Below are 18,432 nucleotides of genomic sequence, written 5' to 3'. Positions count from 1 at the left end.
AGCTTATTTTTGTCCAATTACCTGTGCTAATTCGTGGAATGTGCGATCGCACCCAAACCTGTCAATGTTTCTAATTGGGATGAGGTTAAACCAGTAGCTTCATAAACATTCATACCTTCGTAGGGGCGATCGCTGGTTAATACTTGTATACATTTTGCCGTATTCACATCCCAAATTCTAATTGTACTATCGGCGCTACCTGTGGCAAAAGTATCTTCATTCACGATAGTTAAACTGGTAATAGGTGCTTGATGATCTGTTAAAATATGGAGACATTTTCCTGATAATAATTCCCAGATTCTCACTGTACTATCCAAACTGATAGTAACTATTAGTTGATCTTGTTTGATAAAAATTAGACCTACAACTTGAATAAGATGTCCTTTTAAAGAAGTAAGAAAGGTATTACTTTCTAAATGCAAAACTTCCACTTTAGCATCATCACTACCAAAAGCAAGATAAGCATGATCTTGACTGAAACTTAAACCATTCCTGACATCATTAATATTAGATTTTTCCCTTTGAAAAATTTGATCTAAACAATTTTGTGAGAGATCATAAAGAAAAATTTGACCTGTCCTGGTATCTAGAGCTAATAAATTACCATCATTTGACCAAACTAATTTCATAATTTCAGTAGTTGGTATTTCTAATTCATGATGATATTGATTAGTGGTATATTGCCAAAAATAAACTTTATTTCCTGACCCAGCTATCGCCAATAAATCTCCTTGGGGATGCCATGAAATAGAAAAAATTACATCTATAGGAGTTGACAAAATTTGTAAGCATTCTCCTGTTATACCATCCCACAATTTAATAGTGCTATCGCTGCTACAACTAGCTAAAATTCTACCATCGGGATGCCATTGAACCGCATAAATAGACCCTTTATGGGCATTTAATTCTCGTAAAAGAGAGGCTTTTTCTACAGACCATAATCTAAGTTTACTATCAGTACCACCACTGGCTAATACATTATTTTGGTTAATAGATAACGCCCAAATATGATTACTATAACCGGATAAAGTTTTTAAATGATGACCACTTTCCACATCTACAAAAGTGGTACATTCATTGTTTGAACCTGTAATTAATATTTTACCATCAGGACTATAATCAACGGAAATAACTTTTTCTTTTTGTTCTGTTAAATGGTTTAAAATGCTTCCAGTGATCGTATCCCAAATCGTCAGAATTGAGCCTGAAGCTGTGATAAAAGATTTACCAGTGGGATCAAAAGTAGCTGTAAAAATTGTTAGTGTTTGATTTCCTAAAGTATAAAGACATTGACCAGATTTTATTGACCAGATTTTTAGTTTACCATTAAGACTAACACTTAAAAGAAATTGATCATTCTTTGTAACTGATAATTTTTTTACGCCAGTGACATGACTTTCAAAAGTTTTAATACATTTACCTTCAGCTAAATCCCATTGTTTAATGGTATGATCTGAACTAGCAGTAAATAAATATTTTTCATCGCCACTCAATTGTAAACTATTAATTGCTCCTTGATGACCTTTTAAAATCTGATGTTGATTTTCCTGCCAATACCACAATTGTAAATAATTTGCACTTGTACCAATCATAATTATTTTATTATCTTTACTAATAGTAACTGCATTAGGTTTATCTTTTTTTAATTCATAATTAGCTAGACAATTACCTGTATTTATATCCCAAACTTTTACAGTTTGATCATCGGAAGCACTAACTAATAATTTACCATCAGCACTAAATTTAAAATCCCAGATCAGACCTTGATGTCCAATTAATTTTAAGATTGTTTGTCCATCACTAACTCGCCATAAATGAATGATCTTTTGTAAATCAGAATTTGCTATAATCTCACCTTGGGGATGATAAGCTACTTTTAACACTGGTGCAAGATTTTGGAAAAATTTCACATTTTTAAAGTCTGCATAACTAAAATTAACTCCTTTTACTGATATTTGTGATAAGTCGGTTTGCCAAATCGGTAATTCTGAAAAATCATAGTCTTTAAGAGGTAATTTTAAACTATTATAAATATTGATTAAATTGCCTACTCCATAATTTGCTATTACTGAATTTTTTAATTGATGGAGAATATTTTGTAAATGTTTTTGCAAACGAATTTTAACAGGAAAAGTTTGTTTTAATCTATCAACTAATGGCTCAATAATTAATTTTTTTTGCGTTTCTGTTACATATTCTTTAACGGTGGTTTTATTCAGGGAATATTTACCGAATAAATCTATTTTTACATCAATTAATTCTTGATAGATTTCATTAATTAAATTATCTAATACATATTCCATGATTACAGCTTGTTGAGTATATTTTCCTTGTTTTTGTTCGATGAGCGATCGCCCAATTAAAGATTCTAAACTCTGTAATAACTCTGACTTAGTAATAGGCGGAAAAATATCTTGTTCCAATTCTTGAATAGATGTTAATTCTCGATTAATAGCTAACCAATTCATAATCGTTTTTTCCCCAGTGCTAAGACGGGTAAATTGTTCATCTAATAAACGATTTAGCCCATTAAAAATAAAAGTTTTCTCTAATAAAAATGTTTGAATATCACCATTAAATAAATCTTGAATTGAAGTTGCTATAATTTTAATAGCCAGGGGACTATTATCATATAGATTGGTTAAATATTGTTTATCTTCTAAATTTCCTTGAATATTTCTGGCTTCTAAAATACTTAGAGATGCTTCTAAACAACCTTGGACAATAATACTTTTTACCTTAGTTTCTTTTCCTTCTAAATAATTAACTTCGGGAGATTTTTCTCTGCTAGTAATAATAATACGACTTTGATGATCAGACTCTCCTAAAAAGCGAATCAAATTACCATAATTTTCAAAACCTGAACGATAATAACCAATTTTTCCTGATTCTAAAATTGTCTCAAAATTATCTAATAAGATTAAACAATGATGATTTTGCAGAAAGGTTAATAAATCTTCAGTTTTTCCTTGTAAATTTTCTGATTTTGAAATAACAGTAACTAGATCAGTTATTAAAGTATTTAAAGGAGGTGCATTACGCAGCGATCGCCAAATTATTACTTCAAAATCTTCTTGATATTGTTGAGCAAACTTAACACTTAAAGCAGTTTTACCAATACCGCCCAGCCCTAATAAACTAATTAAACGATTATCATGATGAAAAATTACATCTTTGAGTTGTTTGATTTCTTCATTTCTACCATAAAATTTCTCTAAAATTGGACAAGCATTCCAATCTATAATTTTTATTTTCTGATGTATTTTTTGACTTTGGTTAATTTCCGCTTGATATTTTTCTGTAATAATCGTGTGAAAATTCTTTTTGGTAATTTTAGTATTGAGATATTGGGATAATAATTGCCATAATTCCGCAGCAACCCGCTTAATATAATTAGCATCATAACTAATTTCTTCAGCAATTTCAGAATAACTCTTTTCTAATAAAACTTCTTTTAAGATTAATTCCATCACCGGAGTTAAGCTATCTGGAGGAATGATAGTTTTCAGATAATTAATAACTTGTCCAAAATCATTGATTAATAACATATAAGTAGGTGGGCTTAATTAATTGTTAGATCGTAGAACAGGCTTCTAGCCTGTGGACAGGCAGGATGCCTATCCCACTTTTATATTTAATTGCAACCAGCTACTTAGGCTCTTCGACATTTGTTATGCTAAGTTAGCAAGCTTTGTAGAGCTTATTTTACATCTCATACGACTGAATACTGCTATATGAGATTTCTTTGATCCAAAATCAGCCAGTAGTTTTTGATCATAATTTTCCTCAAAAAGTAACCTTTTTAGAAATTTAAGTAACTTTTATACACTTACATAATTAGTCTCTTGTATCATACTGTAAGAAATACCAGCAATTCCAAACTCAGAGTGTAGTCAAACAGACAAAAATCTCGAAGTGCTTACTGGAAAGAGGTTTCATGTCAATATTTAGAATCAACGTAACGCTCTATTGAGTGATTGATCAAGTTTGCTTGCCGGTTACTTACTCTCCAAGAGACTGAGATTCGAGGAGGAAATGCAAAAAATCTCTCTTACCTTTACAGAAGCGAGATTATGTCTGTATTCCATGTTGCCGTTTGAATTTGGAATTGCTGTGTAAATAGATTATTTTTTTCATTATTCAATTAATCAAAAACAGAGGTATCACATATGTCTAATTCTACACTAGATGCAATTATCGTCGCTCATGGTTCCCAAGAGTTATCCCGTTTATTAGGTACACTAAAATCCATTATAGGTACTGATATGATTGGGGCAACCGTTACCGAACAACCCCCCAGTGAGGACGGAAAATATTGCTTTAGCGTTGAGGTAAAAAACCGTAATTTTACACTTGGTGATTTTCTTGGCGGAAGTGAATCGGGTAGTATTGGCAAAGATTTAAAAAATAATATTAATCCTAACGATCCTCAGACTAATCCCATTTTTACTAATGCTATTTTTAACTTCACGATTTCCCCTAACTCTAAGCCAACAATGGCTATCACCTTAAACGGGATTCCATTTAGTGCCATAACCTCTCTGTTAAAAGTTGCTACTGATCAATTTACCGATGCCATCGGTGTAACTGCCCCTGGTTTGATTGGTGCTTTAAACAATGTGCAAACCAGCACTCTCATTAACTTAATAATAGACGCAAGTAGCGAAAACTTTGAGATCGAGTTTGATGGACCAAATTCCTTGCCCGGTTATCAAATAGATGTAGAAAATTTTATCAAAACCTTAAATAAAACAGGTTTTCCCGCTCTACCAACAGATCCAGCAATTCAAGCCCTCAATACTACCCTCAATGGGTTTTCTAAGATTAAAGTAGATAAACCAAAAATATATTTTGCTAAAAGTGATGAAACGAAAGAATTTAATATTTCCGTCGAAGTGAATGATGATATTTTAACCTTAAAATACGAGAAAAATAAAAAAGATGGTGATCAAGTCATCTATAAAGTTGAATATGAAGATGGCAGTACCACAAACCTTTCCCTGAGTTCGATTTTGGATCTGCCTGGAGGTCTAACGATCAAAAACCCGACATACACAATCAGTAGTGACAACACTAAATTTGATGAAAAAGGGAAAGAGCCGGAATATGTAAAGGGATTTAACTGGACAGGGACAATTGAAATTGACAATCCCATGCCCAAGGAAATAACAAATTTTCTTTCTACATATGTGGGATTTGATTTAAACAAATTATTTGATTCTCAGTTATTAGCAGGAGTTGGATTTGGCACAGATGGCGCTAAAAATCTGAATCTTTACCTCGATCTTGAGCTAGATCAGCCCGTAGTTAAGTTTCCTTACCAAATTCCTAATTTTGACGAGTCATTTGAACTATATTTTAACGGATTTGGTTTAGATTATAGTTTAACCCCCATTAACATGGGCTTTACCACCACTCAAGCCCTATCGGGTAATATTACCCTTCAAGGTTATGATCCGGTGCAAAAAAATGAACCCGCATTAAATTTAGTGGGTGGTTTCAAAACAATAGTTTCCAGTGATCCGACCAAAAATGGTGTATTAGGATATTTTAACCTAGATACTTTAGGATCAGGATGGCGCAACCCCTTTGGGATTCCTAATTCAGAATTTCGCCAGTTAGCACTAGAAATAGGTTTTGGATCTACTGTACTAAAATCTATTGGCTTTATTGGGGATTTAAGATTTGGTAACTATGACTTCGGTGCTTTTATTTCCCTTGATATTAATGATCCTCAAAAGAACGGTTTCGGACTAACCCTCAATCGCCCGATCAGCGCAATGGATCTATTTTTAGGTCCAGTCGGCTCTTTTACGGCGGGTCAATTAAGCAATACTTTTGACGAAGTAGAGAATGTATTTGATCTCCTAAACTCAATTTTTGATCTTACCCTAGAGTCTATTGATGGTGATGGTGATGGGGATTTAGATCCCCTATTTTACTTTATGCCTCAAGCCACTAGTATTGCCGGACAACCCTTTGATCAAGGGACTCACATTAATGCTGGAATTAGTGCTTGGGGTTGGGATGGTAGGCTTTCCTATAGTGCCACTACTTCATTATTTGGCCTCCCTGTATATAAAGGTTCTCTTTCTTTAGAAAAAATTGATATCGGAGGTCTGGGTTGGTTTGTCCTGGAAGGGATTGATGATCCAAAGACTACTACAGTAGATGAAAGTAAAGAACTCAATTTGGACTTTTCCACTACTGGATTGTCCCTCTCAGCCGATGCTTCTTTGACCCTATTTGGTTTTAATGTAGCTAAAGCCTCTGTTGAAGTGGGTTTAGGTGGCATTGATATTGATGCTAAACTTAATTTATTTAATACTTTAGGCATTGATGCTAAACTCTTTGTCGGGAATCTCAAAGAAGGCCAGTCAGCGCAAGTTACAGTTAATGCTGATGGTACTGTAAGTTTAGCGGAGGGTGTGAATAATCAAGGATTTTTGAGCCTAGCTGGACAACCGCGCACTTACTTGAGTTTAGATGGAATTAATGATTATGTTCAGGCAACACCAACGGGATTGAACCTCGCTAATCAAGACTTTACCATTGAAGCCTGGATTAAAACTACAGGTACAAAAGAGAGCATTCTTGTTAAAAGTGATGGTGATACCATTTGGGAGAAAGGAGAAAAAGCCTTTTATATTAATGAATTAGGTAAAGTTAATTTTGTTGGCTTTGGCAATAACTATATTAAGGGCAATACTGCCGTAAATGATGGTAAATGGCATCATGTAGCAGTAGTTTGGGATTATAGTAGTGGCACTACTGGCACTGGTCGGGTCTTTGTTGATGGAGTTAATGATACTCAAAGTAGTAATTATGCGGCTACTAATCTTGATAATAGTACCGATACCTTAAAAATTGGTAGCCTGAATTTCAGTGAAGCGACTAATTATTTTTCTGGTCAAATTGACGAGGTGCGGATTTGGAAAACTGCCCGTACAGAGTCAGAAATTAAAACTAATAGCGATAATCGAGTCAATCCGACCACAGAAACTAATCTAGTTTATTATTTACCTGTGGATCAAGGCGATCGCGCTACAATCACCACTACAACAGTTAATAGTGATCCCCTCCCCAGAAAGGAAATATTAACTCTAGAGGGAGAAACAGAACAAACAGCTTTAATATTTGACGGTGTAAATGATTATGTCCAAGTCAAAGCCGGAGATGCTAGTTTTGCTGATTTTAACACCAGTAATTTTACTGTTGAGTTATGGGTTAAAACCACTGATCTGAATGGTACTTTAATCGGTGCTAGTAATACCAGCACTGGTACGGGAGATTATTGGCGGGTTTGGCTAGAAAATGGACAGACAAAATTTAACTTTCAGCCCGGTGGTAATACCCAACCCTCTGCTAGTTCTATCAATGCAATTAATGATGATTCATGGCATCATATTGCAGTAGTTAGAGATGGTTTCTATACTGGTAAACTTTATGTAGATGGAGTTTTAGACAGTAAACTTAATTTCACCGGCAGTTCCAACGGGATTGATATTAATAGTGATCTATTTATTGGTCAATGGGTATCTGGGACAGATCAGTTTGCTGGGAAAATGGATGAAGTCCGGATTTGGAAAACTGCCCGCACTGAGACAGAAATTAGTGCCAATATGAATCGGCGCTTAGATAAAACTGTCGAAACCAATTTAACCTATTATCTACCAATTGATCAAAGCGATCGCTCTAGTCGTGAAAATAAAATTCTCAGTGAAACCTTCGACGGTGGTTTACCCAAATCTATTTATAATGTTTCCCTAACGGACAATAATATTGCCTCTGTTAGTGATAAATATCGTCAAATAACCCCCACACTTTCAACTCCTAATGCAATTGCCCATTGGCGTTTAAACGAATCTAGCGGCACAACAGCCACAAATATCGGCACATTAGGTACTGCCGTTAATGGTACTTATGTAGGTAGTCCTACTCTCAATAATCCTGGTTTAGTGGCTGGGAGTACAGGAGTTAAATTTGACGGTGTTAATGATGGAATTGCTATTCCCGATCATAATAATATTAACCTTCTAGCCACCACCGCCCGGAGTATTGAACTTTGGTTTAAAGCCGATGATCTCACAGGTAAACAGGTTATCTATGAAGAAGGTGGCACAGGAAGTGGTCTCAATATTTATCTCGATGGTGATCAATTAAAACTCGGTGCATGGTCTGGAAATGCAGGAGAATGGTTAGCGACTCAAGTAATTAAAGACAATAAATATCACGTTGTCTTGAGTTTTGATCAAGGTAACTTAACCGGTTATCTCAATGGTGAATCATTTGGGACTGTAGCCACCAACTTTACCACCATACCTGTCCATAGTGAGGATATTGGTATTGGTTACATGAAACAAGATACCCGTTTATCCGATACTGTGAGGCTTACGGGTGATGGTAATTATTTTAATGGCGTAATTGATGAAGTAGCCCTCTATAATGTGGGGTTATCTCCTGAAAGAGCGATCGCTAATTATGCAAGCGGATTTACCCAAGGCTTAAAAGTTGAAACTTTTAATAATATTAATTTAGCAGGTGATCCCGTTACTATTGACTTAACAAATAGCTTCCAAAACCTGACTGTAGCTAGTAATTCTAGTCAAAAAATCACAGGCTGGGTACAAGCACCTGTTACTGGTACTTACACCTTCAACACTACCAATAATTACGGTACTCGCCTTGCTGTTAATGACACTAAGTTAATAGATAATTGGCAAAATCCTGAAAAAGCCATAGATTTTGATGGAGTTGGTGATTATATTCAGATTGAAAACTATGATGGGATGTATGATCGAAGTAAATCCATGACGGTAGAAGCCTGGATTAAAGTTGATCAGTTTAATACCACATCTCAAGCCATTATTCGCAAAGGAGACAATGGTTGGAGGTTAGAGCGCAACGGCACTACCAACAAGATTGATTTTACCTTCGATGTATATAAAAATACGACAACAACTCAAGTCCTTGATGGAAACAGAAGCGTAGTTAGTAATCGTCAATTTAACGATCAACAATGGCATCATGTTATAGCAACCACTGATGGCTTAAATGTGACTCTTTATGTTGATGGAAAATTGGATAATTCGGTAACATATACTAATCCGAATGATGGCTATAGTCGCTCTATTTTCAATAGTAATGCTCCAGTGATTATTGGGGGTTATCGTGGAACAACACAACAATACTTTGATGGAAAAATTGATGAAGTCGCAATTTGGAATAAATATTTTACGGCGACAGATGCTCAAACTAATTTTACTCAAAAGTTAACCGGATCAGAAGCTAACTTAGTAGGTTACTGGAATTTTGATCATCCTCAAGGATTAAAAACCATTGTGGATCAAAGTTCTAATCACAACAATGGTTATTTTCGAGGTTTTGTATCGCCTGATCAATCTCAAGTAAATTCTTGGAGTAGTAAACTTGTAGCTTACAAAAATGACTATAGCAGTGTTTTCACTCCTACTACCCAATCAGGTACAAATACCATTGATTTAGTAGCTGGAAAACTCTATAAAGTTGAATTAGATGCACAAAGTTTAAATGGAGTTAGCACCCCTCAACTGCAATGGAATTATACTGGAGTAAGTAATCAAATTATTCCTACTTCTGCTTTATTTACCGATGCTCAAGTAGAGACAGATTGGAAGGTTAGTGGTGGTAAAATCGGGACTAGCTTTCTTAATACTGATGCAGATGGAGCGTTAGAATTTTTCAATACCACAGGCGATCGCTATGCCATTTCACAGCCTTATGATCTTAGTCAAGGTGGAAACCTAAGTTTTAGTTCAATTTTAGGTGGTAACAGCACCATTAATAACATAAGTGGTGTTCAGGTGTCAGTGGCCAATGGTTCAACCAATGGAGATACTGTAGACGACAATAAGGCCATTAAACTGGAATATTCTATTGATAATGGCAATACCTGGGTATTGTTAGATAGCTTTACTTCTAAGTCAGAGGGCGGAAACTGGCATAATGTCGTTATAGGCTTACCGAAGCAAGCGCAAACTCAATCTACTCGGTTTAAATGGTCACAACCTAGTTATGTCCTAGATAATTGGGCAATTGATAATGTTGGTGTAGTCACCAACTCCAATAATGTATGGGCGGATATCAAAGGTGCAGACGTATTAAAAGCACAAAAAGATAATGGAACTACCATCAGTAATGGCGAAGCCCTTTATTTTACTGGTAAACCCTTTGCAATTGTCACTCCTCTGCCAGATGTATCTCAACCTCTATTAAAAGATTCCTTTGCTAACTTGATTACGGGAGACTTTAATGGTGATGGTAAAACAGATTTTCTTCGGCAACAAAAATTCCAATGGAGTTATGATAACCAATTAGTTACGACTTATCTTTCTCAAGGTGATGGTACTTTTAATACTGTAAATACTAATTACCCGTCCTCTGTTGCTAATGACTTTTCAGCGATAATTCAAACAGGAGATTTTAATGGAGATCGTAAAACCGACTTTATTCGTCAGAATAAAGATAGTGGCGGTAGCAACTTTCAAGTAGGTTTATCCAATGGTGATGGTACTTTTAGTATCATTACCCCATCTGGTAACACTGGAAGTGGTACTAGTCATAATTACCAAACCGACCTTCTGGGTAATCCGGGTGTCAATCTCATTATGGGAGATTACAACGGCGATGGTAAAACAGACTTTATTCGTCAAGAAAAAAATGGCTGGGATAATAGTGGAAATCAGACTTTTAGCGTCTGGCTGTCTAATGGAAATGGTACTTTTAACCCCATAACTCCTTCCGGAGATGTCTATCAAAAGGATCTTAAGTTTGATGGAGGCGCAAATATCATTACCGGAGACTTTAATGGTGATGGTAAAACCGATTTCATCCGTCAAGAAAAAAATGGCTATGATGATGATATAAAGAATACTTTCAACGTTTATTTCTCTAATGGTAACGGTACTTTTAATATAGTTACCCCCGGTTCTAATGTATCTGGAGATCCCTATCAAGATAATTTGCGGTTTGATCCAGGCGTAAATATCATTACCGGAGACTATAACGGTGATGGTAAAACCGATTTCATCCGTCAAGCAAAAGGTGACTGGGATAATGATGTAAGTACTAATTTCAACGTTTATTTCTCTAATGGTAACGGTACTTTTAATATAGTTACCCCCGGTTCTAATGTATCCGGAGATCCCTATCAAGATTCTTTACGGTCTGATCCAGGCGTAAATATCATTACCGGAGACTATAACGGTGATGGTAAAACTGATTTCATTCGTCAAGAAAAAAATGGCTGGGATGATGATATAAATGGTTCTTTCAATATCTTTCTTTCTCAGGGAAATGGTTACTTTAATATAGTTAGTCCCAACCTCCCCGAATATCAATCGGTGCTTAACTATGATAAAGGGGCAAATATTATTGTAGGAGACTACAACGGCGATGGTGCAGGTGACTTTCTCCGTCAAGAAAGAGGGACTTGGGGTGATGACTATGCTAATACTTACCAAACCTATCTTTCTAAGCTAAATCAAACAAATCAGCGTTATGCTACTACCCAATCTTTAAATACCACTGACACAAAAGCGTTACAGTTTGACTTTGTTTTTGGACAAAAATATACAGCGGGAAATCCTTTCACTTACGAAGGCTCTACCTATGGTGATGAAGATGTAATATCAACCACAGGAGATGCACCAGAAGCAGGGGAAGATGTGTTAGTTTCCTATTCCACCAATGGCGGTCAAACTTGGACGACTTTAACCACCTTATTAGCTAGTAATTACGCCACTACATACACTAATTGGACTACCCAAGCGATCGCTTTACCCGATGCAGCTAAAACTGATCATACTCAATTCCGTTGGCAACAAACTAATTTTACCAATACGGGTGATGATACTTGGGCGATTGATAATATTACCCTAGCCTCAAATACTATTATGAGTGGAGTACAGTTTTATACTCCTATCACTCAAATAGATAACTTTAAAACTGTTAATACTACCAATCCAAATTCAGGTAATAGTAACAGTAAATTTGTGATTATGGGTAATGGCAACATTAGTTTTCTAGGAGAAACCATATCCAGTGTATCCTTGGATGTGAGTGAAAATGGATTAAAATTTAACCTGTTTGATACTTTTGCTTATGCTCTACTGAATGGGGTTATAACCCCAATGCCTGTGAAAACAGCTATAAGCAGTGGCGCATACATCATTGGGACATTATCTAAAGACATCAGTGTTATTGCGGGAAAAAATGGTGCTAGTGTAACAGGAGCATTAGGTTTAGAATTTCCTTTAAGCTTGAGTGTTCCCTATTTTGGTACTCTTAAACTAGCAAGTTTAAAAGCAGATGGGGTATTAAATTTAACAGTGGGTACAGATGGCAAAATATCTGGTTATATCAAAGATATTGACTTTACTGTATGGGGTAAAAACCTCTCTATTCCTAGCTTTTCATTTAGTAGTAATGTCAATTCTTGGGATGACCTCATTGTTGAAACCTCTCAAGCAGTAGCTGATAAAATCCAGAAAGAATTTCTTAATCTCTTTGATGATGCAGAGCAATTATACAATGGCATCAAAAATGGCACGATTGATTTTGCGAAGGATGTCGAAAGTTTCTTTGCTAATTATGGTCAAACGGGAATCAATGCTTTAAAAGATTTGGGAAGTAATGCGGCATCACTCTACACTGATGTTGGGATTGGAGATTCCTACAATACTTTTAATAAGTCTCTTCAAAACATCGCAAATGCCGTTGGTAGTGGTATAAAGGGTGGTGTTAAAAAAGCAGGCAAAGCACTTAAAAAAGCCTTTAATGGACCGATCGCTGATGCTAAAGTTTTCCTTGATATTAATGGCAATTTCATCCCAGATCAAAATGAACCGACCGTAACAACCGATAATTATGGGCGTTTTAATCTGCAATATAACCTTAACGATTATGACACCAATGGGGATGGTAAATTAGATTATACCGAAGCCTTAGTCATAGGTATGGGCGGTATTGATACCACCACTGGCAAAGAAGTTAAAGTCCCCTTTATGGCTACGGTAGGTAGTGAAATTAGCCCTCTGACTACCCTGAAAACAGGTTTAATACTGCAAGGTTTAACGGAAACAGCAGCCGAAACGATCATCAAGAAAAGTTTTGATTTAGACAAATTTGGCGATATTTTACTAAATCAATTTGATGCCTATAGCGAAATTGGTCAGGGTAATTTGGTTGGTTATGATGTGGCGATCGCTCAAATTATGGCTCATAACCTGTTATTATTTGGCAGTGCTGTTATTAAACAAATTCAACCCCAATTATCTGATTCTGAGGTTCAAAATCAACTATTCAAGATCATTGCCCAAGTAGTAGCAGATCAAGGGAGTATTGATCGTACTAACCCAGAGGTTAACCGCAGTTTAATTAAGGCCTTAATTCAAAATAGTCCCACACTTATTAGTGATAAAATTGTATCAGCGTTTTCATCTTTGGTGATCGAAACTGAAGCTCAACTTCATAAAATCGTTGGTGATACTTCTCATCCAGATAACTTAAGGTTAATCTTACCAAGCCTTAATCACATTAAAACGATCCTGGTGGAAAATCTACCTGCAATCATGCAAAAGGTGATTACCAAAGAAATAAAACCCGCAGATGTTATGGATAGTTTCCAGTCCATTTTAAATCAGAATAATCATCTCATTCAATATGCTTTAAATGAGGCGCGGACTGTCACCATCAGCACCGAAGGAATACTAAAAGAAGGTGATAGTTCTTTCCATCATGGTAAGTTTATTGTCAATCTTGGTGAGACAGCACCCGCACAAGGTTTAACTATCTTTTATACTCTTTCGGGAACTGCAACTTTAGGGGAAGATTATCAATTACTGTATAATCCCACAGTAGGACAGCTAAATATAGCGCCTTATGAAAAAACAGGGATTATTGATTTAGAAGTCTTGGATGATACTTTAAGTGAATCTCCTGAATCAATTACCCTCACTCTTCAATATGCTGGTGATGGTTTTGCTATCAATCCTAATCAAAATACAGCTTATTTCGTGATCAAGGATGATGAAAATTCAGGTAATAATTCAGTTTTCCGACCAGATCAAGTGATAGCTGGAACAATCAATAATGATATTCTCACTGGTACTGATCAATCTGAATGGTTAAAAGGTAGCTATGGTAATGATCAAATTTTTGGTTTAGGGAATAACGATAAAATTGATGGTGGTTTTGGTAACGATATTCTTCACGGTGGATCAGGTAATGATATCATGGCTGGTCAATTTGGTGCAGATCAACTTTGGGGTGAAGATGGTAATGATTTGCTCCAAGGAGGTACGGGCAATGACATCCTTAACGGTGGTGCAGGTAACGATATTCTTCACGGTGGAGAAGGTGATGATCAACTCACAGGTGATGTTGGGAATGACCAACTAGAAGGTGATGCTGGTAATGATCTGATTAATGGTAATGCCGATAATGATTGGTTAAGTGGTGGTATTGGTAATGATATTCTCATTGGTGGCGCAGGAGATGATGTCGTTAGTGGTGGTATCGGTGCAGATCAATTTGTGATTACTTCTGGTAATGATGGGTTTGATATCTTTAGTGATTTTAATCCCGCAGAAGGCGATCGCATTGTCATTGACTCTAAACAATTTGACTCTTTTGATCTGAGTAAACTTACCTTTGCTCATGGTTTTCTTAAATATGATGGTCAAAACCTCGCTTTAATCCAAAATCAAGGTAATATTTATGCTCTGCTAAACTTAAAACCAGTGGTAGATGTGGTATCTGAGTTAACCTTCCCCACTGTTTTCCCTGCTAATAGTAATATTCTGACTACAGGTGACATACTTAGTTTAGCAACTCTGACGCATACAACAGTTGATCCTACTCAATCCGAAGGTTTATTAGGCAAGATTTTGACCAGGGGTTATATTAAAGTTGCGATCGCTCCAAATACTCCTCAATGGCAAAAAGAACAAGCTAAAGCCTTAGCTGCGGCACTCTTTGGTGATTCTCAAGCACTGCAATATGTCACCTTAGATGAAAAAGATATTTTTGCAGCAGTAACCACTCAACAAGTAGATATTTCGGCGCATCTATTCCCCAATACCTATGAAAATCAAATAGATTTTGCGCCCGCGACTTTCTATGACAGTGAAGTTATTGTTGTTAAAAATAATAGTCATATCACTCAATCTCAAGATCTACAGAATGTCACCATCGGAGTGATCGCCAATAGCGACTCTCGCCAAAATCTCCGCGCTGTTTTAGGTAACGCTGGTATTAACTACAAACTAGCTGAATTTGCTGATAATCAGACATTAAGGTTGGCTTATGACAATAATCAAATTGGTGCAGTAGTTCTCAATCCTAGTCAAGTTAAGGATTTACCCACAGGTAACTCTGTCTTAGATTTAGAACTATCTACTCAAGCCATGAGTATGGTATTACCAGAAAATGAATCTTCTTGGGCTGATGTGGTACGCTGGGCAATTACCGCACCCATCGCAGCAGAATCTTTAGGTATTACTTCCACTAATTTGGATAGTTTGGTAAATAGTAATGATCCAGTAATTCGACGCTTTTTAGGTTTAGAAGGTAATTTAGGACAATCTCTCGGTATTAGTAATGATTTTGCTAATCAAGTTATTCGCACAATGGGTAACTATGCTGAGTTTTGGCAAAATAATTTTGGAGATTTATCGAGAAGTCGCAACCATCTTTTTGCTGATGATGGTTTACTCTATTCTTTACCCTTCGCTGGTAGCGTCAGTCAAAAACCGGAATTAATTAACAATAATGATCGCAATGTCTTAACAGAAATCAAAGCACGAGGTTTCATTAACGCGGGTGTATCATCGAGTCAATATCCAGGTTTGTTTTACCAAGAAAATGATCAATGGAGTGGCTTCCATATTGATATTCTCAAAGCCCTGTCTGTGGCTTTATTTGGCGATGCAAATCACTTAAATTTTAGTAATCCTACCAGTTTTTTACTGAGCAGCTTAACTAATACGGCTAACGGTGTTGTGGATATTTCTTCTAATAGCACTACTCATAATTTAGTCCGGGATGGCTCTGTGGGTATTGATTTTAGTAAGCCTTATTTCTTTGATGGACAAGCTATTTTAGTAGGTCTTGATAGCGGTATTAGCTCTCTTGGGACGCTGACAGGCAGACGTATAGGGGTAGAAGCAAATACGACTGCTTTCGCTGGTTTAGATGATAATTTGGTTGGCATTAACTTCACTAAGGTAGAGTATACTAGCACTACTGATCTTTACAATGCTTACCAAAATGGAGAAATTGATGCTCTAATTGGCGATCGCTCGATTATTGCTAGTCGTCTGAGTACCTTTTCCAATCCTGAAAATCATAAGATACTGGATCAAGTATTATCAAGAGAACCAATCGCTTTTGTAGTGGATGAAAATCAGTCAGATTGGTTAGATGTGATCAATTTGATCATTGATACCCTCACCAAAGCCGAAGAATTAGGCATTACCAGCGCAAATGTAGATCAATTAGTTAAGGGCAATAATCCTGCTATCCGTGAATTTTTGGGTGTTAATGGCAAACTTGGCGAAAAATTTGGTTTAACTGCTAATTTTGCCCAAAATATCATTAAATCTATGGGTAACTATGGAGAAATTTATCAACGAAATCTAGGGGCGATATCCATTCCCAGAGATGCTAATCAGAGTTTTGCTGATTTTGGATTACAATCTGCTAATAGTTATACCAGTGCTTTGAGTATTGCCAACCCTGAATTAGAAATCAGGGGTAATGGTATTTTCCAAGTGATGGATAATTTAGCCAATATTAAATTTAACCTCATCAAGCATGACGGGAAGACTCAGGCTGAAATCGGTCTATATAAAACTGATGCAGATGGCAGCATTAATGGCATTAATCGCAACAGCACAGGTTATCTAAGTGAAGTTTTAAAACACAGTCAAACCATCTTCTCTATTCTGGACAAAAACCCTAATGGTTTTGATAGTAATAGCTTCAGCAGAACATTAGGAGAGTTTGATAACAATACCTACTTTGGCTTATATATGATCCAAGGTAGGGATGCTACCACCGTTCTTAACACTGGAGACTATAGTTCTTTGGTGTTGTCCCAAAATGTCAAAGCGCTGCAAACCCTTGATAACGGAGCAAATCTTGTTTTTAATTGGGAAACCAACGGTGATAACAGTTACGATGATCTAATTATCGAAGCTGCTCCCACCTTAGAAGGAACTGTATTTGGTACAACCCTTGATAAAACAATTGATCTGACTGGTTTGGATCATCAAGGCCATAACATCAGCTTTACCGTAAACCGCGAAGCAGCTTATGACAATTTAATCGGTTTCTATCGAGTTAATGAACAGGGTCAGGTGCTAGATAGCCAAGGTAACGTGGTTTCTGGTAATCCAAATCAGGATAGTAACTATGCTCAATTAGCCATAAACAATCGTTTGGATATGCTTCTGAGTACAGGTAATCAAAAAACTGCTGTCTTTAATGAACAACTCATGGGCGGTGTACGTTATGCTCCCATCCTCATCGCTAATGGTGGTTCAGCTTCCAGTCCCAATTTCAGCAATACCTATTTTGCCTATAGCGGAGCTAATAGTGATGGAGTTAATCATGTGCGACGCATGGCAGATAATATCTTTGGCTTTGAAGATATTCGCGGCGGTGGAGATAATGACTTTAATGATGTGATTGTGTCGGTAAAAGTCATCTAGTCGTCTGTCAACCCGAGAATGACGGGTGGGGGAGGTAGAGAGGTGGGGGGGGTGGGGGAGGTAGGGAGGTGGGGGAGGTGGGGGAGGTGGGGGAGGGATAGAGCCTGAAAGCTACGTTGAAGGAAGAGGTGCTTAAGTAATTGGACAAAAATATTTACAGTCATTGCGAGCGAAGGGAAGCAATCGCAAAGGTTGTGATTGCTTGATTTTACTTCGTTTCATTTGCAATGATATTGTGTAATTAATTCTGTCCTATTTGTCCCATTACTTATATTAAGAGTTTCCGGGTTAAAAAAGTGAATTAGGTGCAAGGAATAAGCATTGAAACCATTAAAAACCCATCACTTTCTGGAATTTGAGACTATTCTTATCTCCTTCTAATTCTTCCTCCTGACTCCTGACTCCTAGCCCTCACAGATAACTTTTTCAGCAAACCCTAAATATCACTAAAATTAATAACATTGACAGGTTGATTATCACTTTCTTGTCAATTTGTCAATAGAGAATTTTGGCGATCGCTCAAACTAGATCATTTCTGAGCAAATTCATGGCTAAAATTGTTGAGGGAATAGCTATTAATTTTGTAAAGTTTTGTATTAGCCTGGGAAATTAATTTCTGAAACTACTGTCAATAAAGGGTTTGAGACTAACATCTTTTAAAATATCTAAAATTGACAAT

At 36.4% G+C, this 18,432-nt stretch carries 2 protein-coding genes; one reads left to right on the top strand and one right to left on the bottom strand.

Features of this window, described 5'->3' with window-relative positions:
- Positions 1-26: 26 nt before the first annotated feature.
- On the bottom strand, positions 27-3,548 hold the full coding sequence (locus NG743_RS17960) for a WD40 repeat domain-containing protein (RefSeq protein WP_257120606.1): 3,522 nt from the start codon (positions 3,546-3,548) through the stop codon (positions 27-29).
- Positions 3,549-4,169: 621 nt separating this feature from the next.
- On the opposite strand from NG743_RS17960, the gene NG743_RS17955 reads away from it, so the two are divergent.
- Positions 4,170-17,753 carry a LamG-like jellyroll fold domain-containing protein gene (locus NG743_RS17955; protein ID WP_257120605.1) on the top strand — a complete coding sequence of 4,528 codons (13,584 nt, stop codon included), beginning with the start codon at positions 4,170-4,172 and terminating at the stop codon, positions 17,751-17,753.
- The last annotated feature ends 679 nt before the right edge of the window (positions 17,754-18,432 follow it).

Source organism: Dolichospermum heterosporum TAC447 (assembly GCF_024584745.1).
GTDB lineage: Bacteria > Cyanobacteriota > Cyanobacteriia > Cyanobacteriales > Nostocaceae > Dolichospermum > Dolichospermum heterosporum.
Note: the sequence above shows the minus strand (reverse complement) of the source record. Positions and strands in the feature narration are given on the sequence as shown.